Annotated in this window: 33 protein-coding genes; 11 read left to right on the top strand and 22 right to left on the bottom strand. The window is 67.3% G+C overall.

What is annotated here, in order from left to right:
- Position 1 precedes the first annotated feature (1 nt).
- Positions 2-808 (top strand): PPK2 family polyphosphate kinase, encoded by an 807-nt coding sequence (locus AC07Y4_RS06280; protein ID WP_487847106.1) that lies wholly within the window; start codon positions 2-4, stop codon positions 806-808.
- Positions 809-824: 16 nt separating this feature from the next.
- Here AC07Y4_RS06280 and AC07Y4_RS06275 read toward each other — a convergent pair whose 3' ends face one another.
- Positions 825-1,505, bottom strand: a complete 681-nt coding sequence (locus AC07Y4_RS06275; RefSeq protein WP_487847107.1) for a hypothetical protein — start codon at positions 1,503-1,505, stop codon at positions 825-827.
- A gap of 173 nt (positions 1,506-1,678) precedes the next feature.
- On the opposite strand from AC07Y4_RS06275, the gene AC07Y4_RS06270 reads away from it, so the two are divergent.
- Positions 1,679-2,044 (top strand): c-type cytochrome, encoded by a 366-nt coding sequence (locus AC07Y4_RS06270; RefSeq protein ID WP_070060438.1) that lies wholly within the window; start codon positions 1,679-1,681, stop codon positions 2,042-2,044.
- 8 nt (positions 2,045-2,052) lie between these two features.
- On the opposite strand, the gene AC07Y4_RS06265 is transcribed toward AC07Y4_RS06270, so the two are convergent.
- Positions 2,053-2,706, bottom strand: coding sequence for a winged helix-turn-helix transcriptional regulator (locus AC07Y4_RS06265; RefSeq protein ID WP_307583417.1), 654 nt, complete (start codon positions 2,704-2,706; stop codon positions 2,053-2,055).
- A gap of 426 nt (positions 2,707-3,132) precedes the next feature.
- Positions 3,133-4,158, bottom strand: coding sequence for an AraC family transcriptional regulator (locus tag AC07Y4_RS06260; protein WP_172438296.1), 1,026 nt, complete (start codon positions 4,156-4,158; stop codon positions 3,133-3,135).
- Positions 4,159-4,540: 382 nt separating this feature from the next.
- Between AC07Y4_RS06260 and AC07Y4_RS06255 the strand changes: the two genes are divergently transcribed.
- The 3 genes from AC07Y4_RS06255 (at position 4,541) to AC07Y4_RS06245 (ending at position 6,841) form a co-directional block, all read left to right on the top strand.
- Positions 4,541-5,191, top strand: coding sequence for a hypothetical protein (locus AC07Y4_RS06255; RefSeq protein ID WP_487847108.1), 651 nt, complete (start codon positions 4,541-4,543; stop codon positions 5,189-5,191).
- A 158-nt stretch (positions 5,192-5,349) separates the two neighbouring features.
- Positions 5,350-6,060: a Crp/Fnr family transcriptional regulator gene (locus tag AC07Y4_RS06250; protein WP_095745057.1), complete on the top strand. Its 711-nt coding sequence runs from the start codon at positions 5,350-5,352 to the stop codon at positions 6,058-6,060.
- A 46-nt stretch (positions 6,061-6,106) separates the two neighbouring features.
- Complete coding sequence (locus AC07Y4_RS06245) at positions 6,107-6,841, top strand: AP2 domain-containing protein (protein WP_447787626.1); 735 nt, start codon at positions 6,107-6,109, stop codon at positions 6,839-6,841.
- A 91-nt stretch (positions 6,842-6,932) separates the two neighbouring features.
- Here AC07Y4_RS06245 and AC07Y4_RS06240 read toward each other — a convergent pair whose 3' ends face one another.
- From AC07Y4_RS06240 to AC07Y4_RS06200, 9 genes are all read right to left on the bottom strand, one after another.
- Positions 6,933-7,187, bottom strand: a complete 255-nt coding sequence (locus AC07Y4_RS06240) for a hypothetical protein (RefSeq protein ID WP_487847109.1) — start codon at positions 7,185-7,187, stop codon at positions 6,933-6,935.
- A 92-nt stretch (positions 7,188-7,279) separates the two neighbouring features.
- On the bottom strand, positions 7,280-7,891 hold the full coding sequence (locus AC07Y4_RS06235) for an alkylhydroperoxidase domain protein (protein ID WP_487847110.1): 612 nt from the start codon (positions 7,889-7,891) through the stop codon (positions 7,280-7,282).
- Between the two features lie 7 nt (positions 7,892-7,898).
- Positions 7,899-8,522, bottom strand: coding sequence for a CMD domain protein (locus AC07Y4_RS06230; protein ID WP_495274312.1), 624 nt, complete (start codon positions 8,520-8,522; stop codon positions 7,899-7,901).
- 14 nt (positions 8,523-8,536) lie between these two features.
- The gene (locus AC07Y4_RS06225) at positions 8,537-9,607 is read right to left on the bottom strand and encodes a putative FMN-dependent luciferase-like monooxygenase (protein WP_495274311.1); all 1,071 of its coding nucleotides are present in this window, start codon (positions 9,605-9,607) and stop codon (positions 8,537-8,539) included.
- A 104-nt stretch (positions 9,608-9,711) separates the two neighbouring features.
- Positions 9,712-10,281: a hypothetical protein gene (locus AC07Y4_RS06220; protein ID WP_487847113.1), complete on the bottom strand. Its 570-nt coding sequence runs from the start codon at positions 10,279-10,281 to the stop codon at positions 9,712-9,714.
- Positions 10,282-10,317: 36 nt separating this feature from the next.
- Entirely contained in the window at positions 10,318-11,076 is a 759-nt protein-coding gene (locus tag AC07Y4_RS06215) for a DUF899 domain-containing protein (RefSeq protein WP_487847114.1), read from the bottom strand.
- Between the two features lie 26 nt (positions 11,077-11,102).
- Positions 11,103-11,804, bottom strand: coding sequence for a Vgb family protein (locus AC07Y4_RS06210; protein ID WP_082818306.1), 702 nt, complete (start codon positions 11,802-11,804; stop codon positions 11,103-11,105).
- Positions 11,805-11,852: 48 nt separating this feature from the next.
- The gene (locus AC07Y4_RS06205) at positions 11,853-13,073 is read right to left on the bottom strand and encodes a helix-turn-helix domain-containing protein (RefSeq protein WP_095947824.1); all 1,221 of its coding nucleotides are present in this window, start codon (positions 13,071-13,073) and stop codon (positions 11,853-11,855) included.
- Positions 13,074-13,134: 61 nt separating this feature from the next.
- Positions 13,135-14,130 carry a Bug family tripartite tricarboxylate transporter substrate binding protein gene (locus tag AC07Y4_RS06200; protein ID WP_159277175.1) on the bottom strand — a complete coding sequence of 332 codons (996 nt, stop codon included), beginning with the start codon at positions 14,128-14,130 and terminating at the stop codon, positions 13,135-13,137.
- A gap of 104 nt (positions 14,131-14,234) precedes the next feature.
- Between AC07Y4_RS06200 and AC07Y4_RS06195 the strand changes: the two genes are divergently transcribed.
- Positions 14,235-15,164: a LysR family transcriptional regulator gene (locus tag AC07Y4_RS06195; RefSeq protein WP_159272076.1), complete on the top strand. Its 930-nt coding sequence runs from the start codon at positions 14,235-14,237 to the stop codon at positions 15,162-15,164.
- A gap of 18 nt (positions 15,165-15,182) precedes the next feature.
- Here the strand turns inward: AC07Y4_RS06195 and AC07Y4_RS06190 are convergent, their stop codons facing one another.
- Together AC07Y4_RS06190 and AC07Y4_RS06185 are read right to left on the bottom strand one after the other, a co-directional pair.
- Positions 15,183-17,039 (bottom strand): sensor histidine kinase, encoded by a 1,857-nt coding sequence (locus AC07Y4_RS06190; protein ID WP_487847115.1) that lies wholly within the window; start codon positions 17,037-17,039, stop codon positions 15,183-15,185.
- Positions 17,040-17,050: 11 nt separating this feature from the next.
- Positions 17,051-17,779, bottom strand: coding sequence for a LuxR C-terminal-related transcriptional regulator (locus AC07Y4_RS06185; protein WP_487847116.1), 729 nt, complete (start codon positions 17,777-17,779; stop codon positions 17,051-17,053).
- A 185-nt stretch (positions 17,780-17,964) separates the two neighbouring features.
- Between AC07Y4_RS06185 and AC07Y4_RS06180 the strand changes: the two genes are divergently transcribed.
- From AC07Y4_RS06180 to AC07Y4_RS06160, 5 genes are all read left to right on the top strand, one after another.
- Complete coding sequence (locus tag AC07Y4_RS06180) at positions 17,965-18,174, top strand: hypothetical protein (protein ID WP_139705507.1); 210 nt, start codon at positions 17,965-17,967, stop codon at positions 18,172-18,174.
- 138 nt (positions 18,175-18,312) lie between these two features.
- Positions 18,313-18,750 (top strand): hypothetical protein, encoded by a 438-nt coding sequence (locus AC07Y4_RS06175; protein ID WP_487847117.1) that lies wholly within the window; start codon positions 18,313-18,315, stop codon positions 18,748-18,750.
- A 59-nt stretch (positions 18,751-18,809) separates the two neighbouring features.
- Positions 18,810-19,343, top strand: coding sequence for a nucleoside 2-deoxyribosyltransferase (locus AC07Y4_RS06170; protein WP_487847118.1), 534 nt, complete (start codon positions 18,810-18,812; stop codon positions 19,341-19,343).
- A 130-nt stretch (positions 19,344-19,473) separates the two neighbouring features.
- Positions 19,474-19,749 (top strand): hypothetical protein, encoded by a 276-nt coding sequence (locus AC07Y4_RS06165; RefSeq protein ID WP_070060422.1) that lies wholly within the window; start codon positions 19,474-19,476, stop codon positions 19,747-19,749.
- Between the two features lie 30 nt (positions 19,750-19,779).
- Positions 19,780-20,001, top strand: a complete 222-nt coding sequence (locus AC07Y4_RS06160; RefSeq protein ID WP_062480937.1) for a hypothetical protein — start codon at positions 19,780-19,782, stop codon at positions 19,999-20,001.
- A 150-nt stretch (positions 20,002-20,151) separates the two neighbouring features.
- Here AC07Y4_RS06160 and AC07Y4_RS06155 read toward each other — a convergent pair whose 3' ends face one another.
- The 8 genes from AC07Y4_RS06155 to AC07Y4_RS06120 form a co-directional block, all read right to left on the bottom strand.
- Positions 20,152-20,745: a recombinase family protein gene (locus AC07Y4_RS06155; protein WP_495274310.1), complete on the bottom strand. Its 594-nt coding sequence runs from the start codon at positions 20,743-20,745 to the stop codon at positions 20,152-20,154.
- Positions 20,746-21,144: 399 nt separating this feature from the next.
- Complete coding sequence (locus AC07Y4_RS06150) at positions 21,145-22,014, bottom strand: rolling circle replication-associated protein (RefSeq protein WP_495274309.1); 870 nt, start codon at positions 22,012-22,014, stop codon at positions 21,145-21,147.
- A gap of 404 nt (positions 22,015-22,418) precedes the next feature.
- The gene (locus tag AC07Y4_RS06145) at positions 22,419-22,919 is read right to left on the bottom strand and encodes a hypothetical protein (RefSeq protein WP_495274308.1); all 501 of its coding nucleotides are present in this window, start codon (positions 22,917-22,919) and stop codon (positions 22,419-22,421) included.
- Between the two features lie 161 nt (positions 22,920-23,080).
- Positions 23,081-24,283: a zonular occludens toxin domain-containing protein gene (locus AC07Y4_RS06140; protein WP_495274307.1), complete on the bottom strand. Its 1,203-nt coding sequence runs from the start codon at positions 24,281-24,283 to the stop codon at positions 23,081-23,083.
- Complete coding sequence (locus tag AC07Y4_RS06135) at positions 24,283-24,582, bottom strand: DUF2523 domain-containing protein (protein ID WP_495274306.1); 300 nt, start codon at positions 24,580-24,582, stop codon at positions 24,283-24,285. The genes AC07Y4_RS06140 and AC07Y4_RS06135 overlap by 1 nt, the downstream gene beginning before the upstream one ends.
- Before the next feature lie 2 nt (positions 24,583-24,584).
- Positions 24,585-26,219, bottom strand: a complete 1,635-nt coding sequence (locus AC07Y4_RS06130; protein WP_495274305.1) for a hypothetical protein — start codon at positions 26,217-26,219, stop codon at positions 24,585-24,587.
- Between the two features lie 20 nt (positions 26,220-26,239).
- Positions 26,240-26,473 carry a major capsid protein gene (locus AC07Y4_RS06125; protein WP_495274304.1) on the bottom strand — a complete coding sequence of 78 codons (234 nt, stop codon included), beginning with the start codon at positions 26,471-26,473 and terminating at the stop codon, positions 26,240-26,242.
- Positions 26,454-26,654, bottom strand: a complete 201-nt coding sequence (locus AC07Y4_RS06120; protein WP_495274303.1) for a hypothetical protein — start codon at positions 26,652-26,654, stop codon at positions 26,454-26,456. Before AC07Y4_RS06120 ends, AC07Y4_RS06125 begins: the two co-directional genes overlap by 20 nt.
- Positions 26,655-26,728: the final 74 nt, after the last annotated feature.

Genomic DNA, 26,728 nt, shown 5'->3' with positions numbered 1-26,728 from the left:
GATGTCCAAATTCAAGAAGTACCGCGTCGGCAGCAAGTTCAAGCTCTCGCGCATCGACCCCGACGACTCACCCTTTCTCACGGATGACGAGTCGGCCCAGCGCGCCGAGCTCGACACCCTGGCCGTCGAGCTGGACGAACTGCAGGACGTGCTGCACGCCGAAGGCCGGCGCAAGGTGCTGCTGGTGCTGCAGGGCATGGACACCAGCGGCAAGGACGGCACGGTGCGCTGGGTGTTCTCGCGCACCTCGCCGCTGGGCGTGCGGGTGACGGCCTTCAAGGCGCCGAGCGAGGACGAACGCGCGCACGACTACCTCTGGCGCTGCCACGCCGCCGTGCCGCGCACCGGCGAGATCATGGTGTGGAACCGCAGCCACTACGAGGACGTGCTCGTGCCCGTGGTCGAAGGCTGGATCGACGGCGACGAGGCCCGCCGCCGCTATGCGCAGATCAACGACTTCGAGCGGCTGCTCACCGAGACCGGCACGGTCGTCGTCAAGTGCATGCTGCACATCGACAAGGACGAGCAGCGCGAACGGCTGCAGGCCCGCATCGACACGCCCGGCAAGCAATGGAAGTTCAGCATGGGCGACCTCGAGGTGCGCACCAAGTGGGTCGACTACCAGAAGGCCTATCAGAACGCGCTGGCCGCCACCTCGAGCGACCACGCGCCCTGGCACGTGATTCCGGCCAACAGCAAGCGGCACCGCAACATGATGATCGCGCAGCTGCTCGTGAAGACGCTGCGCGACATGAAGCTCAAGCCCCCGCCGCCCGACCCGGCGCTCAAGGGCATGGTCGTGAAGTGAGCCCGGAGGGGCCGGCTCAGGAGCGGCGCACGGGCGCCGCCGGGCGCATCGGCGTCTGCGCCAGCACGCGGCAGTTGCCGAACTCGCAGCGCACGGCCCAGGCCACGCCGGTGGTGCACGGCACGCTGTAGCTCTCGTAGCCCGGGCCCTTGGCCGTCAGCTCGGCGCGCGGCTGCACATTGCAGCGGCCAGCCTTGGCCAGGCGCTCGACGTTGTAGGTGTCGATGCCCGTGCGGCGCGGCTTGAGCGCAAGCACGGGGTTGAAGGTGTTGCCGTAGAACGTGTCCTGCACGTTCGGGTCGAGGTTGCGGTAGCCGCGCTTGGCCATGCAATGGACGATGGCGACCTGCTGGTGCTCGGCGATCAGCGCGCTGCTGGGGCGGGTGTTCCAGTCGATGACGGCGGCGCTGATGCCGGTGTAGGAGGCCGCGGCGACGATGCCTTGGCCGTGCACCGTGATCAGGCCCAGGCCCAGCGCGGCCCACATGGCGTCACCCGATTCGCTGCGCGCGGTGATGCGGGTGGCGGCGGTGCGGCAGTCGGCCACGTCGCTGTCGTAGCGCACCTTGTCCACGCCTTCCATGGCCACCATCGGCACGTACGACATGCCGGTGCCCTGGCCGGGCCCGGGCGGCGGTGCGCTGGCGCATCCGGCCAGAACCACGGTGGCCAATGCAATGCTGAGCGGCAGCTTCATGGGAATCCCTCGTCCTCTTCGCGGTAGTTGCGAGGGATTTAACCATACATATAGTTACTCTTGAATCGACTTGTCGCGAATGAGAGACGACCTCCAGACGGGGCATTCGGGCGGCGATCCGGGGTCTGCGACAGGGCAAGGTACAGTTTTCACCCCTCCCCGGTTTCCCCTCCATGCCCTGTATTCCCCGGCTTTCCGCTCCCCACTTTCTCTCGATCGCACTCGCTGCCGCATCCTTCGGTGCCGCAGCCCAGCAGCCGCAACTTTCCGCTGTCGACCTGGCCCGCAAGAACGCCTGCATGGCCTGCCACGGCCTGGTGCACAAGCAGGTCGGGCCGGGCTTCGCGCAGATCGCCGAGCGCTACCGCAACGATGCGGCCGCGCCGGCACGGCTGGCCGAGAAGATCCGCAACGGCAGCGTCGGCACCTGGGGCCGCGTGATCATGCCGCGCCAGTCGCTGGTGTCGGAGGCCGACGCGCAGGTGCTCGCGCGCTGGGTGCTGGCGCAGCCGCAACAGCAGCAGCCACCCGCGCGCTGAATCGCCGCTCAGGTCGACAGCTGCGACGGCGCGGCCGACGCCACCCGGAAATCCGCCGGGAACGTCCAGGTGCCGGGCGCCTCGCGCTTGCCCAGCTGGCTCAATTGATAGCCCATGCCCCACACGGCGTGCAGCGACAGGCCGTGCGGCTGGTCGACATACAACCCGAGCTTGCGGCGCAGCTTCGACACGTTGGCGTCCAGCGTGCGCGAGCCGGCGGCCACGCCGCTTTGCCAGCCGATCATTTCCAGGTGCTCCCGGTCCAGCGGCCGGTTCATGTGGCGGAAGAATTCGGCCGCGAGGTCGAATTCGATCGGCGTCAGGCGAATCTCGGTGCCGGCCACGTCGACCATGTCGAACGGCGACAACAGGCTGAATTCCTGCCAGTCGAGGCTGCGCGGCACCACCGGCCGATTGCGCTGGCGCAGGAAGAATTCGAGCATGAAGTACATCTCCTCGAAGGTCGACGGCTCCGGCAGCACGGCGTCGTCGGGGCCGGCATGCAACAGCGACAACCCGCGGATCTGCCGCTTGCGCGCGCTCATGATCAATGGCGTGTGGTAGCGCAGCGTTTCACGCACCTGGCCCACGAGTTTTTGCACGTCGTCGGGCGCCGACGGAATTGAAAGCAGCAGCGCCTCGAAATTACCGCTTGGCGCCACCTGCGAAATCAATTCGTCGACATGCGCAAATGCGACGGGCGTATAACCCAGCATCTTGACGGCACGACTGGCGTGCCACCGCGTTCGGGGAGAGGGGTCCAACACTGCAATGTGCGGGGAGTTTTGCTCAAACATTGAAAATTACCTTGCACACCGTGGCGTCACAAACTTCTATTTTTGCCCCGTTGGCGGGGAAATCGACTTTCATCATTCAACCCTTCAGGAATAAATTGCTCTGAATTGTTGAAGGCAGACGCATTTTTTTACGAATGCATTTACGGCCGGCGCAATTCCTTGGGAAGTGAATCTATTCCCAAATAAAGTTCACAGGTATGAATGAAGAGAACAGAAATATGAGGATCGGGCACGGCGGCCACGCCATGCACCCATCCACCGGCCAGGGCGGCCGGGCCGGCGGCGCGCCGGTCAGCTGACGAGGAACGTGCCGTCTGCCGCGGCCTGCCCCTGCTGCAGGGCGAAGGTGCGCGGCGTGCAGCCGTACTTCTTGCGGAAGACGAGGCCGAAGTAGGCCGGGTCCGCAAAGCCGCAGTCGTAGGCGACCTGGGCGACGAACCTGCGCGCGCCCTCGGGGCTGCGCAGCATGCGGGCCGCGGCCTCGAGCCGGTCGTTCTGCAGGGTCTCGAGAAAGGTCATGCCGCGGCCGGCCTTGGCGAACACCTTGTGCACGTAGCGCACCGACACGTTGAAGCTGACGGCCAGCTTCTGCGCGTCGATCTCGGTGTCGGCGTGGTGCTCGCGAATCCAGGCCCGCATGCGGGCGTGCAGGTCGCCGTCGCGCGGCGACACGCGCTCGCCCAGCGCGCCCGGCTGCGCCCTCAGCCCGTTCTGTTCCAGCGAGAACGACAGCATCGACATCAGGTGCTCACAGAGCAGCTGGCGCTGCGCGGGGCTCTGGATGCTGCACAGGTGCTCGATGTCCAGGGCCCGCAGGTAGCCCGACAGCATCCCGGCCCAGCCCTTGGCGCCGGCCAGCCGCAGGTCGGTGGACTGGTCCGCATGCGGCAGCCAGCGGTTCACCACCGCTTCCGACAGGCCCAGCGTCCATGAATTGGTGGCCTCGGTCGAGCGCAGGCGCAGCGGCTGCCAGGAATCGATCAGGACCATGTCGCCCGCAGCCAGTTCGATGCGCTGGCGCTGCTCGCTGATGGCCAGGCCGCCGTCGAGCTTGATCAGCAGGTGATAGGGATAGACCTCGGCGCCCATGAGCTGGCTCGGGCCCGTGCGCTCGATGGTCGCGCCGCTGCCGTGCACGCGCATGAAGGCCATCCCGGCCGTGTCGACGATGGTGAGTTCCTGCTGGAAGTGGCTGCGCTCGGGGCTGTCCAGCCGCCCCACGTGCGGGCCGATCTCGTCGGCCCAGAAGGCGAACCCGTCTTTGCGCGACACCATGCCGGTGTGAAAGCGCTGGATGCGACTGTCGGTGTCGGACATGCGGCACGCCCCTCTTCCTCCATGCAGCCGGCGCCACGCCAGAAGCCGCGGGTCACGAACGGGAACTCCCGATTTTTTCCTGACAGGTCCGCGTGGACCTCGGATAATTTTTACAAACGATAACAGAGATAACAGCCCGGGTGTTCGGGGGATGACGCACCGCGCCCACCGGCGCAAGCCACGGTTCCACGCCTTGCCGATCGCCGGTCGGCATGCCGGTCCGGGCCCGCTTCGGCCTTCAGCCGGCGCACGCGGCGGGCAATTGCATCCGGATGTGACTCGCGACACATCCGCGCCGCGAAAGCGAATGTCAAAAGAGGGCGCGATTCGTAGCATTCCTTCGGATCGAACGTCAACCGGAACTCTCTCTACTGGGGATGAAATGGCTGCCTTGTTTTTCACGGAACTCGAACCTTTCGGCACGCGATGGCGCGCAGCGCTGGCGTCCTGCCTGCCAGCGCTGCGCCGCGACGCCGAAGTGGTGCGGCCTTCGTCTCCCCCACCGGCGGACCGGGTGTGTGCGCTGGTCTTCATCGCCAACCTGGCGCAACTGGCCGACTCCGACGGCCCGGAGGTGGCAACAGGCGTGAGCCGCGAGATCCGGCGCCGGCTCTTCGCGGCCTTCCCGCCGTCGGGCGACACCGACCTGAGCTGTCTGCGCGACGACTGCTTTCTGCTGCGAACCCGCCATGCGCGGCTGGACGACCTGCTGGCCGCGCTCGGGCGCGAGCCGATCCTCGTGAAAGGCATCGCCGCCCAGCCGCAGCTGCATGCCGACTGGATCGCCCTGCGCGACAGCGGGCCGATGAGCCCGGCCGAGATCGAACTGGCGCTGTGGGCCGCACAACCGCATCCCGCGCCCACGGCCAGGGTGCGGCCTGCGAGCGACGTCGTGGTGGACGACATCGAGCACGTGTACGACCTGCGCATTGCGCGGCAGGGAGATGCCCTGTGGCTGCGCGAGCGCTGTCTGCGAGGTGCCGAGGAACGGGCCCGGATCGACACGCTGTTCGCGCAGCTCCAGCCCGGCTGAGATGGCCTTGCCGCCTTCAGCCCATCGCAGCCCGGCCCGGCGAAGGGGCGCCCGATGGCGAGTCGCCCCGGGGGCGCCGCACCGTCCTGTTCCTTGACCGCCGCCCGTGGATTCGCCCATGAGAACGAACCGCCGATGGTCTCGCAACCCCCTTGGCCATGTATCTCCATCCCCTGATCGCCAGCGTGCCGCCCGACGAGCGCGCCGCCTTGATTCGCAGCAGCGCGCTGCATTCCTACCGGCGCAACGAGATCGTGCTGCAGGCGGACACGCACACCGACCGCATCTACTGCGTGGCCACGGGCCTGCTGCGCGCGGTCGACAGGGACGTGACGACCGACTTCATCCGCCGGGGCGATTTTTTCCTCGGCCCCTCGCTGGGCGAGAACAGCTACCAGGCCACCTCGACGCTGGTGGCCGCCCTGCCCTCGTCGGTCTACCACCTGCCGGTGGCCGCGGTGCGCCGGCTGTGCGCGCTGTACCCCGAGGTGACCATGGGCCTGCTGGAGATCGCGATGAAGCGCGTCGCCATGGTGCGCGGGCAGTTGCGCCGCATCTCGTCGCTGTCGTCCGAAAGCCTCGTGAGCCGCGTGCTGCACGAGCTGACGCAGCTGGCGCCGGCCGCCACGGGCGGCTACGACAAGCGCATCACCCAGGCGGTGATCGCGTCGTACTCGGGGCTCTCGCGCGAAGTCGTCAACAAGACCATGCGCGACATGGAAAGCCGCGGGCTGGTGCGCCGCGACGACCAGGGCGTGCACGTGCCGCCGACCTTCGCCTCGACCGATTTCGGCAGCCTGCCGCCGGACGCCCACGAGCTCTCCGACGAGCTCTGCGCCTGGAACGGCGACAGCCCCGAAGCGCCATGACGCGCCGCCTTCACCTGCCCTGAATGAAACAAGGACAGCACCGACGATGCCCAAAGGAATTCCGAACCCCGTCGACATGTATGGCATTTCGCCCCGCCCGTGGGGCTTCGAGGTGTCGCTCGTTCGAAACGGCGTGCGCTACGCGCGCCTCTTCGGCCACGCCAGCTACGGCGGCCCCCAGCAGGCACTGCGACGCGCCCAGGCCTGGCGCGACACCATCGTGAAGGAGCATCCGCCGGTCGCGCGCAAGGACCGCGCGCAGACCCTGCGCAGCAACAACAAGACGGGCGAGCCCGGCGTCTTCAGCCGCTTGTCCGCGCAAGGCAAGCCGGTGGCCTGGCTGGCCAAGACCTACCTGGGCAACGAGGAAATCCTGCGCGCCGAATTCGACCTGGCCGACTGGGGCCCCGCGGCCCGCGCGCATGCCATCGGCGAGCGGCAACGCCAGCTCGGCCGCATGGTCGGCCTCGCACGGCTGCACCCCGCCGAAGAAGCCATCCGCCGGCGCCCACCGCCCGACGACGAAGCGGCGCTGCCGCCCAAGCGCTCGAAGTCGGAGATCGTGCGACGCAACAACACGAGCGGCGTCAGCGGCGTGCAGTTCAAGACGCCACGCGCGGGCCATCCCGGGTACTGGGTGGCGATCACCTACTCGGCGGGCAAGGGCAGCGTGAGCCGCTCGTTCTCGGTGCGCACGCTCGGCTACGACGTGGCGCGCGACATGGCGATTGCCGAACGCCAGCAGCAGTTGCAGGCGAAGACGTCGGACGACGACGCCTGAGCGCCAGCAGCGTCCTGGCGAGGATTTGCAACGCCGCCCTGGCGTGAAAAGCGCGATTTCATGCCCAGTTATTTGCGGGACACCACACCAGCTAACGCTGGTTCTGTTGCTCGCTCCTGTGCGCAATGACCGCGTCGCGCACCGCGCGCTTCGGCGCCAGTTGCGGTTTGCCGCAACCGCTGCAGCGATAGAAGCGCAGGCCGGGCAGGAACTTCATCCACGACCGTCGGTGGATGCGCTCCAGCCCGGCCAGTCCGCATCGGCAGCGGACGAAAGGACTGCCGAAGGCCGGGCCGGGCGCGCGGCCGTGGCGTGTCGTTGCGTACCCAGGAGCGTCGGTGTGCATGCGGGTCATCGTGCCGACCCACTGGCACGCCGCGCGCCCGACTGTGATCCCGCTCACTTGCCGCCGCAACAAATCTGCGCGGCGACGCAGGCCTAGGTGGCAGCAGGCGCCTGCGGCTCGCCCAGCGACAGCATCAGGCGGTTGGCCCAGTTGAAGAAGGCCGCGCCATGCACGACGTCGGCAATCGCCAGGTCGTCCAGCCCCTGCGCGCGCAAGGCGTCGACGTGCGCGGGCCCGAAGGTCGACGGCGTGGCCGACAGCGCGACCGAGGCCTGCACGATCGCATTCCAGCGCGCGCCCAGCTCAGCCTGCACGCCCTCGTCGAGCAGGCGCTGCACGTCGTCCGTGCGCTGCGAGAAATGCGAGGCGAAGCGCGCATGCACCGAGGCGCAGTAGATGCAGCCGTTGAAGCGCGAGGCCGCGGCGGCCGAGAGCTCGCGCTCGGCGCGCGGCAGGCCGGCGTCGGGGTTGTAGAAGATGTCCTTGTCGGTGCGGGTGCGCGCGCCGAGGATGTCCGGGTCGCGCGCCAGCAGGCGGAAGTACGGCGACTTGGCGCGCGAGGCGTCGACGAGGCCCGCGTAGTGGCGCTCGGTCAGCTCGTCTTCGGGCAGCGGTTCGAGCCAGGGCAGCCATTCGAGCTGCGCCTGCGTGAAGGCGCGCGGGTGCGTGTTGTGGGGATGGGTCAGGGTCGATTCGGTGCTCATGGGGCGCTCATGCAGAAGGGGTGGCCAGCGCGCGCAGGCCGATGACGACGCGGATCTGGAACGCAAGGAACGCCACCAGCTGCGACAACGTGACGATCTCCGTGGTGCGCCATCCCGCATCGAGCAGCGCCTGCAATGCGGCCGGACTGGCGTCGCGCGGGTGGAGGACCAGCAGGTGCGCATGCGCAAGGCCAGCCGACAGCCGTTCGCCCAGCACCGCGCGCTGCGCCGCATCGACGGCGTAGACCGGGCCGGCCGCGTCTTCCACGCTGAGCGGACCTTCCGGATAGCGGCCATACGGCCCTTGCGTGGCACCGCGTGCAACCTCGGCCTCGATGGCCCTCGCCACGCCCTGCCCCGCCAAGGCCTCGGCATAGAAGCGCGCCACGTCGGGTTGCCCGTGCAATCCGGCGACGAAGGCCGCGATGGCGAAGCGGTCTGCGATCTCGAAGTGGCCGCCCACGGGCTCGGCCGGCGCGAACAGCGCCAGGTAGCTCTGCTGCGCCTGCGTGCGCGCCTGCTCGCGCTGCGCGCGCAGGCGGTCGAGCGCGCTGCCGGGCGCGATGCCCACCAGCCGGTCGATCACGTCGACAGCCTCGGGAACGGGAGAAGAAGAAACAACGGCATTCATAGAAGAAAAACAGCCTAGAGAAGCGCAAGCGATTGAAGGTCCGGCACGCCCGTGTCGCGCGCCCAGCCCAGGGCGGGTGCGACGACCGTGGCGGTCAGTTCGATGGAACGCAGGATGGCCGCGTGCGGCGGATCGACCGAATGCACCTGGCACACGAGGTCGGTCACGCGTGCGAGCGTACGGTCGGCGCGCAGCGAGGCGATCACGTCGTCGGGCGAGCCGACATGCACGTCGTACGCGGCGATCAGCTGCTCGAGCGGCGCATCGGCGCGGACACGGTCGGCCAGTCCGATCTGCCCCGTGGCGGCGGCTTGCACCACCGCGCGGCGCAGCCCGGTCTCGGCCAGGCGCAGCGCCTCCTTGCGGGTGTCCGCCACGAACACGCTGCGCGAGCCCACGATGCGCGGCGTGCGCCCCGGCGGCAACGCGGCCAGGTAGGCGTCGATGATCGGGTCCTGCAGGTCGGCCAGCGATGCATCGGGCGCCTGCGCGGTGCGCGGCTGGGTGCGCGAAAGCATCAGCCCGTCGCCGGCCGTGCCCGCGCGCGTGCCGCCGCTCACCGAGAACATGGCCTGCCAGAGCCGGCCGAGCAGTTGCGCGCCCGCCGGGTACAGCGTGTCGCCGCCAGGCAGCGGCTGGCCGGCCCAGGCCTCGCGCACCGTGGCAAGCTGCCGTTCGAACAGCGCCGCGCGGTCGTCGCTGTCCAGCCCGAAGGCCGCGAAGGACGCCGGCGTGCCGCCCGTGCCGACGCCCACTTCGAGCCGACCGCCCGAAAGCAAGTCCAGCACGATCGCGTCTTCGGCCGTTCGCACCGCGTTTTCCAGCGGCAGCGTGACGATGCCCGTGCCCAGGCGGATGCGCCGCGTGCGCGAGGCCACGTGCGCGAGGAAGACGAAGGGCGACGGCAGGCCGCCCTCGTGCTCATGGAAATGGTGCTGCGCCACCCACGCGGAATCGAAGCCGAAGGCCTCGGCGTGGGCGATCTGCGCCGTGACGAGGCGGTAGCGCTCGGCGGCAGGGGCATCGTCGAGCAGCCGGCTGAAAAAGCCGAGCCGCTTGCGCGGGGAAGTGAAGGTACCGGGCATCCGAAGGCCTGTGGGGTCGAGAGCCTTCGAGTGTTGCGCCGCAGGCCGCTCGAATGGAACGCCGGTTTTCGCGTTTGCTTATGCGCTTTGCGCGCATCGGGCGTTCAGTGCGGCATCGCAGGTGATCGCCGTGTGAAGCGCCGCAGCCAGCCCACGCCCGCCCCGACGCCGACGGCCATCAGCCCGGTGGTGGCCAGCATCGCCGCCGTGTGGAGCGCGACGGCCGCGAGCGCCGGCACGAGCGAGCCACTCATCGAGCCCTTCGCTGCATCGCCCATGCACAGCGGGATCAGTGCCGGCACCAGCATCAGGCCGGCACCGTGCGCGGTGGACATCATGAAAGACCACAGCGCCAGTCCCGCATGCCCCGCCGGCGCACGCGCCATGGCGGGAAGACGGCCCGACAGGTGAACGAGCGCGACCGCCGCGAACAACCCGCCAGCCAGCCACTGCAGCAGGCCCCGGTCCATCGACAGGCCGAAGGCCACCGCAATGACCACGAGCGCCACCGAGGCGACGTGCCCGACACCGATCGGCCACAGCGCCCGCAGCGCCTGCGCCCGGTCTTGCGAACGAAGGCCCCATGCGGCGGCGAACATCCAGCCGGTGGTGGGGTTCAGGCCGTGCAGGACGCCCATTCCCGCCACCGCCAGCCAGGGCCAGAGGCTTGCCATGGTGCGGACCGATCGACACGCCAGGTCGCGCGCTTTTTAGGACTGCGCGTGGCAGCAACCACCCGCCGTCGCAACGGGCGCGGGCTCGTAGCGGTCATGGTGACGGATCCAGTCCATCGCGTAGGACGGGTTGTGCTCGTCGCGGCCCTTGGGCACGAGGTCGAGCATGTTGTAGGTGCCCATCATCACTTCCACGCCGCGACCGTAGGTCGAGTAGGTGTGGAACACATCGCCGGCGTTGTCCTTGAAGAACACGCTGACGCCGGGCGCCTCCTCGCTCGGGAACGGCTGCTTCACGTAGTTGTAGGCAACGGCGCCGCTGGCCATTTCGTCGGGCGTGAAGCTCACGCCGAAGTCGTGGTTGAAGTCGTTGTCGTGCGACGAGACCCAGGCGAACTGCCAGCCCATGCGACGGCGGAAAGCCTCGATGCGGGCCAGCGGCGCGCGCGAGACGGCCACCAGCGTGACGTCGCGGTGCGCGAGGTGCACGCGCATGCCGTCGGAATGGTCGGCCATGAACGAGCAGCTCTGGCAGCCCTGCTCCCAGTCGGGGCCGAACATGAAGTGCTGCACCAGCAGCTGGCGGCGGCCTTCGAACAGGTCGACCAGCGGGCGGCGGCCCTGGGGCGTGTCGAAGACATAGGCCTTCTCGACGCGCGTCCACGGCAGCGCGCGGCGCTCCTCGGCGATCCGATCACGCAGCTGGGTCAGTTCCTTCTCGCGCGCCAGCAATGATTTACGCGCATCGATCCAGCGCTCGGGGGTCACGACGGGGTGATTCACTGGGGTGTTCATGGTGTGCTCCTTGGCTTGCGTGTCGTTCACGCCGTGGCGGTCTTCGGGCGCCGCACCGCGCGGACCTTGCTGGCCCGGCCATCGCCGGCGTAGAAGAGCCCTGCGCCGTCGGACTCCAGGCCGCTCACGCCGACGCCGCTGGGCATTTCCAGCCGCGCGATCACGTCGCCGCTGGCGGGGTCGATGCGGCGGATGTCGCTCTGGTCGCCTTCCCAGGTGCCGTGCCAGAGTTCGCCGTCGACCCAGGTCACGCCGGTGACGAAGCGGTTCGATTCGATGGTGCGGCGGATCGCACCGGTCGCCGGGTCGATCTGGTGGATCTTGCGGTCGCGGTACTCGCCCACCCAGAGGCTGCCTTCGGCCCAGGTGAGGCCCGAGTCGGAGCCGTTGCCGGGCGCGGGAATCGAGGCCAGCACCTTGCCGGTGGCGGCGTCGATCTTGTCGATGCGCGCCTCGACGATCTGATAGAAGCAGGTGCCGTCGAAGGCGGTGCCGGCGTCGCAGGCGACGTCGATGCGGCGCGTGGCTTCGCCGCTCGCGGGGTCGAAGGCGACCAGTTGCCCGCCGGTGGCGGCCCACACCTGGTGGCCGTCGTGCGTCACGCCGTGGATGCGCTCCACGCCTTCGAACGGGCCGTACTCGCGCACGATCTGCGCGGCCTGCACGGCGCCTTCGAATCGGTCCTTGCCTGCCTTCTTGCTCTGACTGCTGTTGCTGCTACTGCTCATGGTGGGCTCCTGTAGGCGCGCCACAGGGGGTAGCGCATGAGCCCGACTCTATTCAATCGGCAGCGCAGCGGGGAGTAACAAGATCGTCGTGAATCCCGCCAGCGGCGGGGCCAGCCAGCGGCGCGCCCTGGCCTGCCCGATGGCGCGCACGCGCCGTTCGGCCTCGAGCTCGGCCAGCGCGCGCTGCACGGTACGCTGGCTCGCGCCCAGCGCCAGTGCGAGCGCCGAGGTCGACCAGGCTGCGCCGTCGGACAGCAGCGCCACCAGCGAAGCCTGTTCGCCGTCGATGGGCGGTGCCAGCACCACCACCGGACGCGCATCCAGAGGTTGGAGGATGAAGCCCTGCGGCGTGGCCTCGATGCGCGCCATCGGCTTGACGAGCGCGCGCAGCCGGCCGATCTCGACACGCAGCCGCGCGCGGTGCGTCTCGTCGGGGTCGCGGGTGCGGAAGGCGTCGGCGATCAGCGTGTCTCGGTCGACATCGCCGGGCCAGGCCGCGGCCAGCGCACGCGCCAGCGAGAACAGCACCGGCCGGCGTGCGAGCGAGCGCCAGGTGTCGCCACCTCCCACACCGCGGCGGCAGGCATCGACGACGAGCGCATCGGACGCGAGCAGCGCCTCGACCTCATCGAGGCGCAAGGCCTGTTCACCGCCAGCCGCAATGCGCCGTGCGGCGGGACGTTCGAGCGCGGCGCGCGCTTCCGCCACCTCGGCCAGCAGCGCCGGCACGCGCGCACGCCAGGCCGCGTCGTGCGCGCGGTCGAGTGCCGCGCGTGCCGCAGCGGTGCGCAGCGAACGCAAGGCCAGCTCCGCCGACGCCAGCTCGGCCACCGCCGACAGCAACGGCGGCAGGCTGTGTCCGTCGAGCAGCGACAGCGCGGCGGCGGCCTCGTCGAGCCGGCCGAGCAACAGCAACCGGCGTGCCGCGATGAGCCGCGCCTGCAGCGCATTGGCCAGGTCGTCGCGTGCTTCGAGCGTGGCCGCCGCCGCGGTCAGCGCGCGCGGCGAGCCGCCCAGGTCGCGCATCGCCAGTGCCACCTCGGCCTCGGCGACGACGCAACGTGCCCGCGCCAGTTCTTCGTGCGCCCCGAAGCCGCTCGCGGCACGCCGCAGCAGCTCGCGTGCGCGCGGGTGCTCGCCGAGTTGGGCCATCGCGATACCGCGCAGCGCGAGCGCCGGCGGATCGTCGCGCAGGGCCACGCGCTTGAGAGCACCCAGCGCGTCGCCGGCAGCGAGCGCGCGCGCGGAGGCGGCGATGAGGGAATCCATGGGGCGACAGGCTACAACACCGCCGGTGCGCCGCGGCCCGCCCCCTCACGAGGCGGCGTCTTCAGTCCAGCGAGATGCCGCGCTCACGGATCAGTGCGTGCCACTTCTTGGTCTCCGCGAAGGCATAGGTCTTCATCAGCACGCTGTCGCTCGGCACCGGCTCCCAGCCACCTTCCTGCAGCCGCTTGCGCACGCCCTCGTTGGCCAGCGCGGCCTGCATCTCCTTGGAAAGACGCTCCTGGATGGCGGCGGGCGTGCTGGCCGGCACCACCAGCCCCTGCCATGCGTAGGCCTCCGAATCCTTGAAGCCCTGCTCGCCCACCGTGGGCACGGCGGGCAGGATCGGCAGGCGCTTGGCGCTGAACGCCATCAGCGGAATGACCTTGCCCGACTGGATGGCGCTGAGCCCCGACGAGGTGTCCACCACCATCAGCGGCACCTGCCCGCCCATCACGTCCTGCAGCGCGGGCGCGGCGCCGCGGTACGGCACATGCATCGTCGACAGGCCGCTGCGGCTCAGGAACAGCTCCATCGCCAGGTGGTGCGGGCTGCCGTTGCCCGGCGAGGCGTACGACAGCGTGCCCGGCTTGCTCTTGAGCTGCTCCATCAGGGCGCCGATGGTCTTGAGGTTCGTCGAGGGCGCCGCCACCAGGACCAGCGGCGTGCGCGCCATCAGGCCGAGCATCGCGAAGTCGCGGTCGACGGCATAGGGCAGCTTCTTGTAGAGCGCGGGGTTGTACACGAGCACGCCGTTGTCGGCCGTGAACACGGTGTAGCCGTCGCCCGGCGACCGGGCCGTGACCTCGGCGCCGATGATGGCGCCGGCACCGGCGCGGTTGTCGACGATCACCGGCTGGCCGGCCTGGACCGACATCTGCGCGCCGATGGTGCGGGCCAGGAAGTCACTGCCGCCACCGGCGGGGTAGCCGACGATCCACTTGATCGGCTTGGACGGAAAGGCCTGCGCCTGCGCTTGCGCGGGAGCCCCCGCGAAAGCAAGCGCGGCGGCCGCGAGCGAAAGGAAACCGCGGCGCGCAAGGCGATGAGAAACGGGCATGAACGATGTCTCCTGGCAGTGGTTGTTGTGATGGCGCTGCGATTGGATGCGAGCTTCATTCATGGTTCAATCAGATATTTCTTTCCCACTTATCGGACAAACCGATGAATGTCACGTTGCGCCAACTGCGCGCCTTCATCGCGGTGGCCCGCGCCGGCAGCGTGACCGAGGCCGCCCTGCGGCTGCACATCACGCAGTCGGCGCTGAGCGGCCTCATCAAGGACCTGGAATCGAACCTGGGCGTGCAGATGCTTCATCGCACGACGCGCAAGCTGCAGCTCTCCAGCGCGGGCGAGGTGTTCCTGCCGATGGCCGAGCGCATCCTGCAGGACCTGGGCATGGCGCTCGATGCGGTGTCCGACCTGCGCGAGCTGCGCACCGGCACCGTGCGCATCGCAGTGCCGCAGGTGATGGCGTGCACCGTCATGCCGGAAATCATGGCCGCCTTCGCCCGGAAGTACCCCGGCATCCGCGTGCGCCTGCAGGACTCGATGGTCGAAAGCGTGCTGGGCCGGCTCATCAACGGCGACGTGGACCTGGCCATCGGCCCCGAGCGCGACGCGCCCGCCAACGTGGTGGCGCGCACGCTGTTCACCCTGCCCTTCCTCGCGGTGCTGCCCCCGGGGCATCCGCTCACCAAAAAGCAAAGGGTCGCCTGGAGCGACCTGGTCCGCTACCCCGTGATCTCGCTGCAGGGCGAGTACACGCAGCTGCTCAGTGCCGAGCTGTATGCATCGCCGGGCCGGCTGGAGTTCAGCCCGACGCATGAAGTCGCCTTCCTGACGACGGCGCTGAGCATGGTCGAGCACGGCCTGGGCGTGACCACCTGCCTGCCCTATGCGGGCGAGCTGCTCCAGCGTCAGAAGCTCGAATTCCGCCCGCTCGTCACGCCCGTGCTCAGCCGCAAGTTCCAGGTGTGGCTCAACAAGGACCGGGGGCTCTCGCCGTCGGCGCAGGAGTTTCTCGACTTCCTGCTGCAGCACATCGAAGACCACCCGGCACCCGAGGTGCGCGCGTTCCGCAAGGCGCGCTGATCACGCGCGCAGCGGGACTCAGCTGCTGCCAGCGCCCATCGCGGGCGCCTGCACCCTCGCCGCCAGCCGCGTGCCGCCATCGTCCGCATCGATCTGCAGCGTGCCGCCGATGCGTGCCATGCGCGCCTGCATGCTGCGCAGGCCCAGTCCGCCGATCGATGAGGCGACTGTCACCGCGTCGAAGCCCACGCCGTCGTCCTCGACGCTCAGCAGCACGCCCGCTTCGCCGTCGGCCAGCAGCTGCACGCGCAGGGTCCGCGCGCGGCTGTGCTTCACCACGTTGGCCAGCGCCTCCTCGAGCAGGCGCGTGAGGCCCAGCACCTGGCGCGCAGACAGCGCACAGGGCCAGGCCGCGGGGGTCTGCCAGTGGCTGCGCACGCCCATCTCCTCGAACAGGCGACCGAAGCGGTGGCGCATGGGCGCCAGCCATTGCGTGGGCGTGGCGGCCACCGGGGCCGCGCCGCCGCTGTGGGTGTCGATGATCTGGCGCAGGTCGTCGCGCAGCGACTTGAACATCGACAGGTACTGCGGCCGCTGCAGCGCCTCGCCCGACTGCTCCACCAGCGCGATCGAGCGCACCAGCGAACTGCCCAGGCCGTCGTGCAGGTCGTGCGCCACGCTCAGGCGCTCGTGCAGCCGCACGTTGTCGAGCTCCAGGCGGTGTTCGCGGCTGAGCGTGTCGGCCAGCTCGGTGCGCGCCCCACGCACTTCGCGCGCCAGCTCGTCGTTGAAACTCTCGACGCGGCGCAGGCTGCGCGTGAAGCCGCCCGCCAGGATCAGCGACATGCCGATCATGATCAGCGGCGCCGTGACCACGGTGTAGCCGAAGCGGTCGTCGATGACGCGCAGGATCATCAGCGCGTCGTGCACCGCGGCCACCAGGAAGCCGAAGGCGCACAGGGCCAGCAGCAGGTGCTCGGTTTTCTTCGTGTCGAGCGCGCGCAGGATGAACTGCACGCACACGGCCATGAAGAGCAGCGAATACACGATGAACACCGCCAGCGTCGCGACCGACAGCGCAGGCTGCGGCAGCAGCGCGATCGCCGCCACGGCCAGCGCCGCCACCGACCACAGCGCGCGGCTCAGGCGCGGAAAGCGCTGGCCGCCAAAGTGCCACATGAACATGCAGAAGCAGCTCACGTACAGAACCATCCAGGCCGTGATCCAGCGCGACCAGGCGTCGGTGGAGGCGAACGGCCACGGCAAGGTACTGACCACGGTGTTGCTCGCGAACACCAGCCAGGCGATGGCGCTGAGCGCGTACCAGCCGTAGGCGACCTCCTGCCGGCGCATGAGCCACAGCACGAGGAAGAAACAACCCAGCGTGATCGAGATGACGAGGTTGACCGCGGGCAGCACGCGCGCGAACAGGCGGCGCTCGTCGTGGTACGCCACCGCCGCGTCCGCCGTGCCGAGCACCACACGGCCCAGCCCCGAGCCGTACATGCTGCCGCCCACCACCTGCACCCACAGCGTGTTGGTGCCGGGGTTCAACGCGGCAGCCGGCAGGAAGAAGACGCGCGGCGTGTTCCAGCTGCGGCTCAGTGGCTCGACCAGGCTGGCGTCGCGCCAGAGCAGGTTGTCGTTCAGCGAGATCGCGCCGGCCATGCTCAGGTAGTCGAAGGCCACGCCCAGCTGCGGCGCGTCGTCGCGGCCCGCGCAGGGGCGCTGCCAGTCGATGCGGTACCACACGATGCCTTCGAAGCCGGGCCAGCGCGAGGCCCAGTGGTCGGGCAGCGTCACCGGCTGCCAGCCGTCGATGGGCGGCGGTGCTTCAGGCCCCGCGCCGGCGGTGGCGCGCACGGCCCGCACGCTGTCGATGTGCGGTGCGCACGCCTCGGCCGCCCCGGCCGCCGCAGCCGCGTGCGCGAACAACCACCACAGGCTCAGGCCAGCAAGCCACGCGAACGCGCTGCGAAAACGGCGCGCGTGCGCGAGGAAACGGTGAGCTTGCGGTAGATGTTCTTGATGTGGCATTCGACGGTGTGCCGCGACAGGAAGATCTGCTCGGCTATCTCGCGGTTGGTCAGGCCTTCGGCAACCAGCTGGAGGATCTGCAGTTCGCGCGCGGTCAGCACATCTTCGCCGACGCGCCCCGGCGTGGCCGGCGGCGCCTGCGTGAGATCGAGGATGCGCCGCGCGATGAAGGGATCAATCGGTGCCCCGCCGCGCAGCACGCTGCGGATCGACAACAGCAGCTCCAGGTCGTCGCGCTCCTTGAGCACGTAGCCGGTGGCGCCGGCGCGCAGCGCGTTGAGGATGAGGTCGTCGGTGCTCCAGGCGGAGATCACGAGGATGCCGGGGCCGTCGTCCGCGCTCATGGCCGCACCGGTCGGCGCGCTCATCTGCGCGATCAGCTCCACGCCGTTGCCGTCGGGCAGGCCCAGGTCGACCAGCGCCAGCGCGAAGGGCTGGCGCGCGAGTTCGATGCGCGCATCGGCCAGCGTGGCCGCGAGCACCAGCACGTCGTTGCCGTAGCCCAGCTGGTTCAGGATGCCGACGATGCGCCGCTGCATCAGCGCGTCGTCCTCGACGATGAGCACGGGCGCCGGCAGGTCGGGGCTGGGCGGCGGCGTCATCGCCGGGCCGTCGGGGTGGGGAGAGAAAGCGGGCATCAGGACGGTTCGGACAAGGGGGCAAGCATGCCCGAATCATCACCCAGGCTCCGCGCGCGAAGGTGCAGTGTCCCCTTGCGGCGGCTCTGCGGCCATCACCAGATCTGGGGGTTCTGACGGCGTGGCGCGGCATCGGTCGGCCTTCGCCTACAGACAGGCACCATGCGAGCGGACATGGTGGGGTCATGACTCATCCGATCGAACTCATCATCGACGAGCCGGCTCCCGGATCCTTTGTCTGGCGGCTGCTTGAAACCGACACCGACGGTGCGCATCCCACCGTCCTTCGCTGCGCCTTCGACCCGGTCGAGAGCTACGAGCTCGCCCTGGCCTCGGGACAGCGCGCCCTGCGCAGCGAGATGCGCGCGCACGGCACTACAACGGAAGGCCACTGAGCGTCAGCATGCGCTGACGGCGGCTTCGCGAGGCGTCCTACCGCTCTCGCGCCGTCGCTTCCTAGGATGGTTTTCGGGCGCCGGTTCTCTTGCGCTTGTCGCAGTGAAGCAACCGCCGGCGCCTTCAAGGAGATGACCATGCAAAGAAAGCTCATGTGGATGTGCGCCGTTGCCGTGTCCTGTCTCACGGCCGTCTCGGCGCAAGCGCAGGTGAACCCGCCGCCCGCGGCCACGGTCGATCCGGCGGTCGCCGAATACAAGGCGGCCCGCGACAAGATCTCGGCCGACTACAAGGCCGACCGCGCCGCTTGCGATGCCATGAAGGACAACGCCAAGGACGTCTGCGTCGAGGAAGCCAAGGGCAAGGAAAAGATCGCCAAGGCCGAGCTCGACCAGAAGATGAAGCCCAGCGACGGCAACGCCCGCAAGGTGGCCGAAGCCAAGGTGGAAGTGGCCTACAGCATCGCCAAGGAAAAATGCGACGACCAGAAGGGCGAAGCCAAGTCGACCTGCGTGAAGCAGGCCAAGGCCGACGAAAGCAAGGGCATGGCCGAAGTCAAGGCGATGAAGAAGTAACCAGCCGGGCCGCAGCCCTTCCCGTTGGCGTTGGCCGGGGGCGGTCGCATACTCGACAGATGCCCTCCTCTTCCACGCGTCCACGGGTCTACCTTGCCGGCCCCGACGTGTTCCGGCCCGACGCCGCGCAATACTTTGCCGCGCTGGCCCTGGCCTGCGACGCGCTCGGCATGACGGCCGTGCCGCCGTTCGACGGCAAGGCGGCCGGCCCCGACCCCGCGCGCCGGATCTACGAGGAAAACATGAAGCTGCTGCGGTCGGCGGACGGCGTCATTGCCAACCTCGCGCCGTTTCGCGGGCTGGAGCCCGACTCGGGCACGGTGTTCGAGGTCGGCGTGGCCATTGCCCTGGGCCTTCCGGTGGCCGCCTACGGCGTTCCGCCAGGCACCTATGCGCAGCGCGCCGCCACGGCGGGCGTCGTTGGCCGCGACCCGGACGGCAGCTTGCGCGACCCCGAGGGCACGCTGATCGAGGATTTCGGGCTGCCGCTGAACCTCATGCTCGCCTGTTCGGTGTGCTTTTCTGACTTGGCGACCGACGCCTTGCGGGTACTGGCCGAGGTGTTGGGGTCTGCGCCTGCGCAGCGGCAGTGAGTCAAAATTCGTGAAATAAGTCACAAATCAAAGGCGGGGTATCACCAATTTTGGGGAGCACACCCCTAGAAGTAAGCCTTTCAGCCTCTTTTTGCGTTGGACATGCCAACGCCCCAAAAAGGAGGCCCGGATGCCCCCCTCAGATCAACAAGCAGTTTTCGAAGCGGCGGGCCGCCTGGGTTCCATGGAGGTCCTGACCACGCAGACCAGCGCCGTCGTCTCGATGCTGCGCGCGCTGTACGCCGCGCACCCCGAGCCGGCCAAGGTCCGATACCACTTCGACCGGCTGATCGGCCAGCTGCTGACCAGCCCCTACCTCAGCCACGACCCGGATCACGCGCTGATCCTCCAGGACACGGCCGCGACCCTCGTGCGGCCACCGCTCGAACCCGACCCGGTGCGCTGAGCATCGGATGCACACCCAGGAGACACTGAAATGAGTTTTGAAAAAATCAAGCTCCGGTTCGGCCGGTCGTTCCGTCGCGGCGATCGCGTCGTCTGCGAAGGCCGGCTCGGCACCATCACCGGAGCGACCTATCCGCATGTGCGGGTGCGCTTCGACGGACGGCAGATTGCGGTGCCTTGCGATCCTTGCGAACTGCATGTGGGCACAGCGCCGATCGCGACGCTGTCCGCGCTCGAACCGCAGCCGTCCTGAAGACATCGCCTCGCCGTTTCGGCGGGGCAGCCACGCGCACGCGTCGCGCGCGGACGCAAAAAAGCCCCGACTGGCGGGGCTCTTTTGGGCTGTTTGATCACTGCAAGGTGATCAGGAAGCCAATCCTGGCGGAACCGGATGTTTACGCCCCTACACCTTGCCACGCTTGAGGTGATCCGCTCCCTTCGTCACGCGGTACACAGCACGCTTCACAACCGACTCGGAAACACCGTTGCGTTTGGCTAATTCGCGGTAGGTCACCCCACCCGCCCGGTACTCAGCAACCACCCGAGCCTCAGCCCCCGTCTCCAAACTTCGCACGCGCCCTGGCTCCCTGCCCCGCTCCCGTGCCGCGATCTGCCCAGCAATAGATCGCTCCCGAATCATCGACCGCTCCAGCTGCGCTACAGCGCCCAGCATCTGAACGACAAAGAGCCCCATGCTGCTCGTCGTATCAAGCGGCTCAGTCACACTCTTGATCGTGGCCCCCACCCGCTCCAGGCGCCGCAATATGTCCAGCAGGTCAAAGAGACTTCGAGCGATGCGGTCGATCTTGTAGACCACCAGCACATCCCCCCGAGACAGCAACGACAAGCAGCGCGCCAGCTCAGGGCGGCCCTTTTGCGACGCGCCACTGGCCTTTTCCTGAAGGATGACGTCGCACTTAGCCCTATTCAACGCGTCAAGCTGAAGGTCGTTTTCTTGTTCGCGCGTGGACACGCGCGCATACCCGTACATCGTCATAAATCGCCCCATGAGGCGGGATCAAGGGCGCGACCTCCGAAATTAGAGACGCCCAACCCCCACGCGCCTAGGCGCTGTACATTTCGACACATGACGAAGCTACTCACAGCCCTCGCCTTCGCTTCTTCGGCCGCATTTGCCCAACCCGTCGAACTCAATAGGTGCCAAACGGACAACACCTTCGCCTACTGGACACCGAACGAATGCGCACCGGACGACAAGCTCACCGGCTCCTTCAGAGGGCGCGAAGCACGAAATTTCACAGAACACGTGAAACGAGCAGAGTGCATGTGGCGAGCGATGGCCGCTGACCGAAAACTCCGCGGAACACCTCAGCCGGGCGCTCCCCGACGAGCAACACCCCATCCGGAATGCGACTACCCGCCAGCGAACTAGCAATCAGCACCTCACCACCGGGTCAGGTTCGCTGTAAAGCAGCCACACCGTGTTGAGCTTATTGCACGTGTGTTGCACTACCACATGCCCCTCTGGTAGATCCCACGCCATCGCGATTGCGTCTGCTAGACCGACACCGGGAAACTCCATCGTCATCGCAGGCGGAGGTGTCAGGCCCCGCGTGCTGTCCCACATGCGCGAGCCGAACTCGCCGTTCTCGTGGTCCTTGGTGAGGTACTTCGAGATATAGCCCGCGATCTTGGCAGGGCTGCGATAGCGGTTGAAGCGGCCACCCTTGCCGCCCACATAGCACATGCCGTTGTTCGCGCCCACCACGTCACGCCACATCGCGGTCCCCACCTTCCAGCTCAGCACCTTCGCGCCCCGAAACTGCATGAGCCGGGGAAGGCGATCACAGGCCACGTGGACGTGATACGCGCCGCGTTCCTGCCGTTCGAAGCCCCACACCCCACGGAAGCCCGGAAGGGCCTTGCGCATCTTGCGCAGCCACGCCGCGAAGTGTTTCCGGCATAGGGCAAGGTCACCTTGGTTCGCCCTGTACGTGAGGGTCAGCATTTCATTGAACCCAGCTTCTTTGATCTTCCAGCGGCAATTGCGTTTGGCCCGCTGGCCGGACTTCCATCGCGCACGCTCAGCCCGTTCCTTGAGCCGTTCCTGTTCCAGGAGCGTGCCCGACTGGTCGACCTCCTCGACCCAGCAATCAGGGTCGTCTACGTCGACCGTGGGGATGTAGAGGTAGCGAGGCTGAATCAGCGTCTCGCGCTGGCCATTGGCGAAATGCTGGGTGCGCACCTTGACGCCATCCCGAACTTTCTCGCACCAATAGCCCTTGTGCTTTACCATCGCGTTCATATCGCAGTCCTTGAATCGTTGCGGTATCTGTCCCGGGTGGCCTGCCAGCTACGCCGGGACTTTCTTTTGGCCCTTCGGGCCTGACTCTCAACCTACCGTTTGCACCTCGACCGCCTGCTGTTTGCATGTGCCGGTCGTAATGTGTTCTTTTAATAAATTAAGGCCGCGCTGCGCGCGGCCTTGGTCCGCACTCCGTGCTGGCCCTGCGGCCTCCTCCGCGCGTGCCTCATCGCACCCACAGCCACACACCAACGACAGGAGCCCGCAGCCGCGGGCGTTTGCTTGGCCGGCCAGAGAGAAGGCAGGGGCACGTGATGCAGACAGCACCAGAGACGAGACGCCTACGCCACAAGGGCTTCGGCGGTTTTGCTTTGCAGTAGCGCAAGAGCTGGCGCAGGGGCACGTCACAACGCCGCCCATCGCTTGAAAGCCGCACGTTTCGCAGCAGCACCCGCAACCAGGTCGACGTAACTGTCGCGGTCCTGGCTCGACGTAACTGCGCAGCCAGGTCGGAGTAACACGGAGCCGGCGCACTTGCGAGCGATGCTCACGAGGAACTCAGCAAATCGGGGCGGCGTACGCTCACGATCCGCAGGCGACAGAAGCATGGTCCGCCCGGCCGCTCGGTGTAACTGCACAGGCAACTCGCCAACATCTGCACGAGTGCATCCGACGATGTAGAGATAGGTCGGCTTCGGCGCGGGATGACCCCACCAGCCTTGATCAACCACGAGCGTGAAGCCGCCGAACCCATCGCAGCCTTGCGCAGCTCGGGGTAACTGCTTCGCAGCCCAGAGCTTCGAGCCCACAGGATGCTCCAGCACGCCACCGCAACGACGCACCGTGTCCACTGCAAACAGCGCCAACGCCTTCTCATCAGGACGTGGCTTCGCGAGATGCGACAAGCGACCCCATCCACGACACGGCGGGTGCGCAACAACTGGCGATCGCTCGGTGTAACTGCGGGCATCGCGCTTCGCATCCCAGCAATCGACGCCAGCCAGGTCGAAGTAACAAGAGTCCGAACGAACGAACAACGCAGCCACCCCAGCTTCGAGTAACTGCATCACTGCCCACCCGTTTGGAACGACCACTTCGAGCCCGGTTGCACGCGCGGCTGCGGCTCGGAGGCCGGTGCGGCTGCGAGCGACGTAGCCGTCCCCAACGACTTGCCCCCGTTGTCGATCAAGACAACAGCGGGAGGCGCAGGAAGGGCCGTTTCCGGGGCATGGCGGGGGGTCTGCGGCTGATCGAAGGCCTTGCGCTCACCCTCAGCCGCAAACGCGTAGAACGCGCCATGGTTCACGAGTGCCTCGCACATCGCCTTGTCGATGGGGTACGGGGTCGCGTCCTGGGTAAAGCACTTGCACCCCTTCGAAGGCATCGAAACACAAGCCGCAGCCACGGGGACACGCTTCGGCTCGGTCAGCTTATCGTAGGCCGGCGCCGTGTGCATGAAGCCGGCAATGCGCGGGCGATAAGCCGAGGCGTACTCCGCAGCGGTCATCACGTGATCGCGCTGGCCGCCCGCACCCGTGACGGGCCCACTCTGCACCTGCCCCGTGGCCGTGAGAGCCGCCGTAGGGTTCTTGTGAGTGCGATCCCACATCAGCTTGCCAGCGAAAAACATCATCGACAGCGCGACGGGCACACCGACCACGACCATCCAGAACTGGCGCGGAATCTTGCGCTTACCGGTGTGCAGCTCCGCACTGTCGTACCAGTCATAGACCTCCTTCGGCTGACCACGCATCGTGACTTGCGCGGTCTTTCCCGAACCGTCTTTCTCGCACTGGTTGTTGACCGCCGACCACTGCAACACGCTGGTCTGATTCGACGCGCCGAACGCACGCTTCAAGTGCTGGTGCCAGCCCGGCGAGCCGACGAGCTTGGTGACGAAGCTATCGATGTTGCTGGGGTGTTGAGTCAGCAAGTAGAAGTCCATGCCGCGCGCACGATGCTCCGCGAGTCGGCTGACAGGCTGCGGCACGACAGATCCGTTAGGCCGCTTCGGCAGATAGTTGTGACACTCATCACCGAGAAAGATCGTGCCATCAGGCTGCGCCCACCAGTCCTTGAACTGGCACGTGGTCCAACCGAACTCGCGCACTTTCTCAGGCTTGATCCGCACGTATTGCCGCGTGGGGTCATCAGCGTCGCCAACGATGACGCACACCGGGCGCAACTCCGCGAGCTGCTTCTCGCGAACGTCCTTGAGTGTGAAGAGCGATTTGCAGGAGCCGTTCGCCCCAGTGCGCAGGTACAGCATTACTTCATCACCCAGCGCTTGACCTTGTCACCCGTGACACCAGTCACGACCGCACGCGCAATGATCGCGCTGGTGACGATGCTGATGGCCACACCGACTTTCATATACGAGAGCAGGCTGACCACATCGCCTCCCATCCCCTGCAACGCAGCAACCGCTTGCCCCTTGAGGTAGCCAAGGCTCGCGTTCATCCCGGTGTACGTGGCAACACCGATGCCGAGGCGCAGAAGCACTTGCCCGGCAACGCTCCCCGCCACCCACAGCAGACCACGAAGAACCAACGCAACGATTGCCGGCATGACTACCCCCGAGTGACGATTCGGGCCGCCAACAGGAAGGCGACGGCCACGAGGATTTGCCCGAAGACCGCTAGCGGGTCACAGAGCACGTTGAATGGCAGGGCCACGCTGTAGCCGCGCACGGTGACGGTCTTGTTCAAGCTACACCCGCCACCACCGAGCGCGTCGGACGTATCGAAGCTACCCGCGCCGATAGTGAACTCAGCGTTGTGGGGGCTATTGGCCATCACGTTGTCAGCTTTCTGGCCCTCAGCAGTGAGCCACGTGGACGGTTCGCCATCAGTACGCAACACCTCGCAATTGCGCTTGTGCTGTTCTTCCGCCATTGCGTTCAACACGGGGTCGTCACTCACCGCCTTGAAACCGCCAGCGCACGAACCACCAAAGCTTGAATCAGCCCCATCACCGTCGCACTGCTTGTCCTTCGGGTTCTTTTCACAGAAGCCGGACTGCGCCTGCGTGGACGAACCGCTACCAGTGCCAGTGCACGTCGTCCGAGACTGACCGCCGACTGTCGTGGTGCCAGAGGTTTGACCACTCGGGCACGTGTTGTTGCCCGGCGCATTTGTTGTCACGTTCGTGGTGTTCGTCGTCGTCGTGCACTGCCCTTGCTGGCATGTGGTCCTGCCTGTCTGCGTCGAAGTGGTAGACGAGCCATCCGAGTTGTTCACCGTGGTCGAGCCATTACCCGGCGCGGGCGTGCTGGTCTGTGTCCCGCTACCCGTAGGTGCGCAAATACGCGTGCCGTTGAACTCCCCAGGAGCCTGACCCTCCGGGCAACGCGCGGGCACCGGTTGACCGGGTGACGGTGGCTTGTCCGGGTTCAATGGGTCCTGAATGGGACGAGGCGCCGGACTATCCCCACTCTCTCCCGTGCCTACGCACGAAGACGCACGACCACCAGTGAAGTAAGAATTGCCTTTGCACGTATACCCCGCCTGCCCCGCAGCCTGCTCTGTGAAGTCGCATACCGCAACCGTTTGACACGTTTCGAGCGCACCAGGCTGACCGAAGCACGAATAGTTATTGCCCTTTGTGACTGACGCCCACTCGATCATCCCGACGATGGCACCCTTCAAAGCAGCGCATGGGTCCGGAGGCGCCTCGCACGCCGTGTGTGCCGCGTTCTCCACATAAGACGCTGCACACTGACATCCACCAGCAACCTGCGTGCTATTGGCCGGGCAAGTCAAACCACCCTTGATCGCGTAACCATTGGCGTTGTTCGTGAAAACGGCACCAGTGGACTTGTTCGTCAGGTTTGCGTAGCACTGCCAAGAATTACCGCTGCTGCCGAACGGAGCATTACTCACATACGCAGCTGAATAAGGACCACTCTGCGTGTTGTAAAAACTCTGAAAAGCTGAACAGGCACCATCGACCGTTGGATAAGCAGTGCTACCGATGAAACCACCATCAGAAGCGGTCCCCGGCATATACCCACTGGCCTGCGGGATAAGAGCGCTTGCCGACAGCGACAGGCCGAGCAATGCGAAGGCAACGATCAGGCGGTAAAGATGAGCCATAGCGCCCCACAGATCGCGATGATGGAGAAGATTCCCATGAGGTCCTGCCTTGTGCGAAGCAGCCAGGTCGAAGTAACAGGCTGCTTTGAACAAGGCACCCGATGCGTCCACCGGGTGCGCTCAGCGGGGGATCAGCTCAGGGCCGAACGCACCCACTTGAAAGCCTTCACAGCGCCGTAGATCAGCAGCACGGCCACGCCGATCAGGCCCACCGGCGCGGCCTGCGCGCCAATGTCGGTCACGACTGCGCCAACGTCCACGGCAGCAGCGTTCGCACCACCAGCGAGGGTCAGGACACCAGCGGCAGCGAGGCCGCGAATCACGTTTGCGTTCATTTCAGTTTTCCTACTCAGGTTGATTTCCATCGGAAGTGTTGAGGGTTCGCAGGACCATTCGCACGGCCCAACCAACCACCCATACCGCGCTGATGGCGAGCGCGATTTGTGCGCCTTCTTCCAGCGTTAGCTGCAAGGGAGGCAGAGAGAGTTCGTGCACCACGGTGACGGTGCACGCGGATGCGCAATCGATGACGGTGGGGTCAGCCATAGCAGGCCTTGAGCGAGCCGACCAAGGCAACCGCAGCGAGCGCGCCGAGCTTCCATACGAAGCTGCGACCGAAG

It is taken from the genome of Variovorax sp. GW460-12-1-14-LB1, from assembly GCF_059423605.1.
Note: the sequence above shows the minus strand (reverse complement) of the source record. Positions and strands in the feature narration are given on the sequence as shown.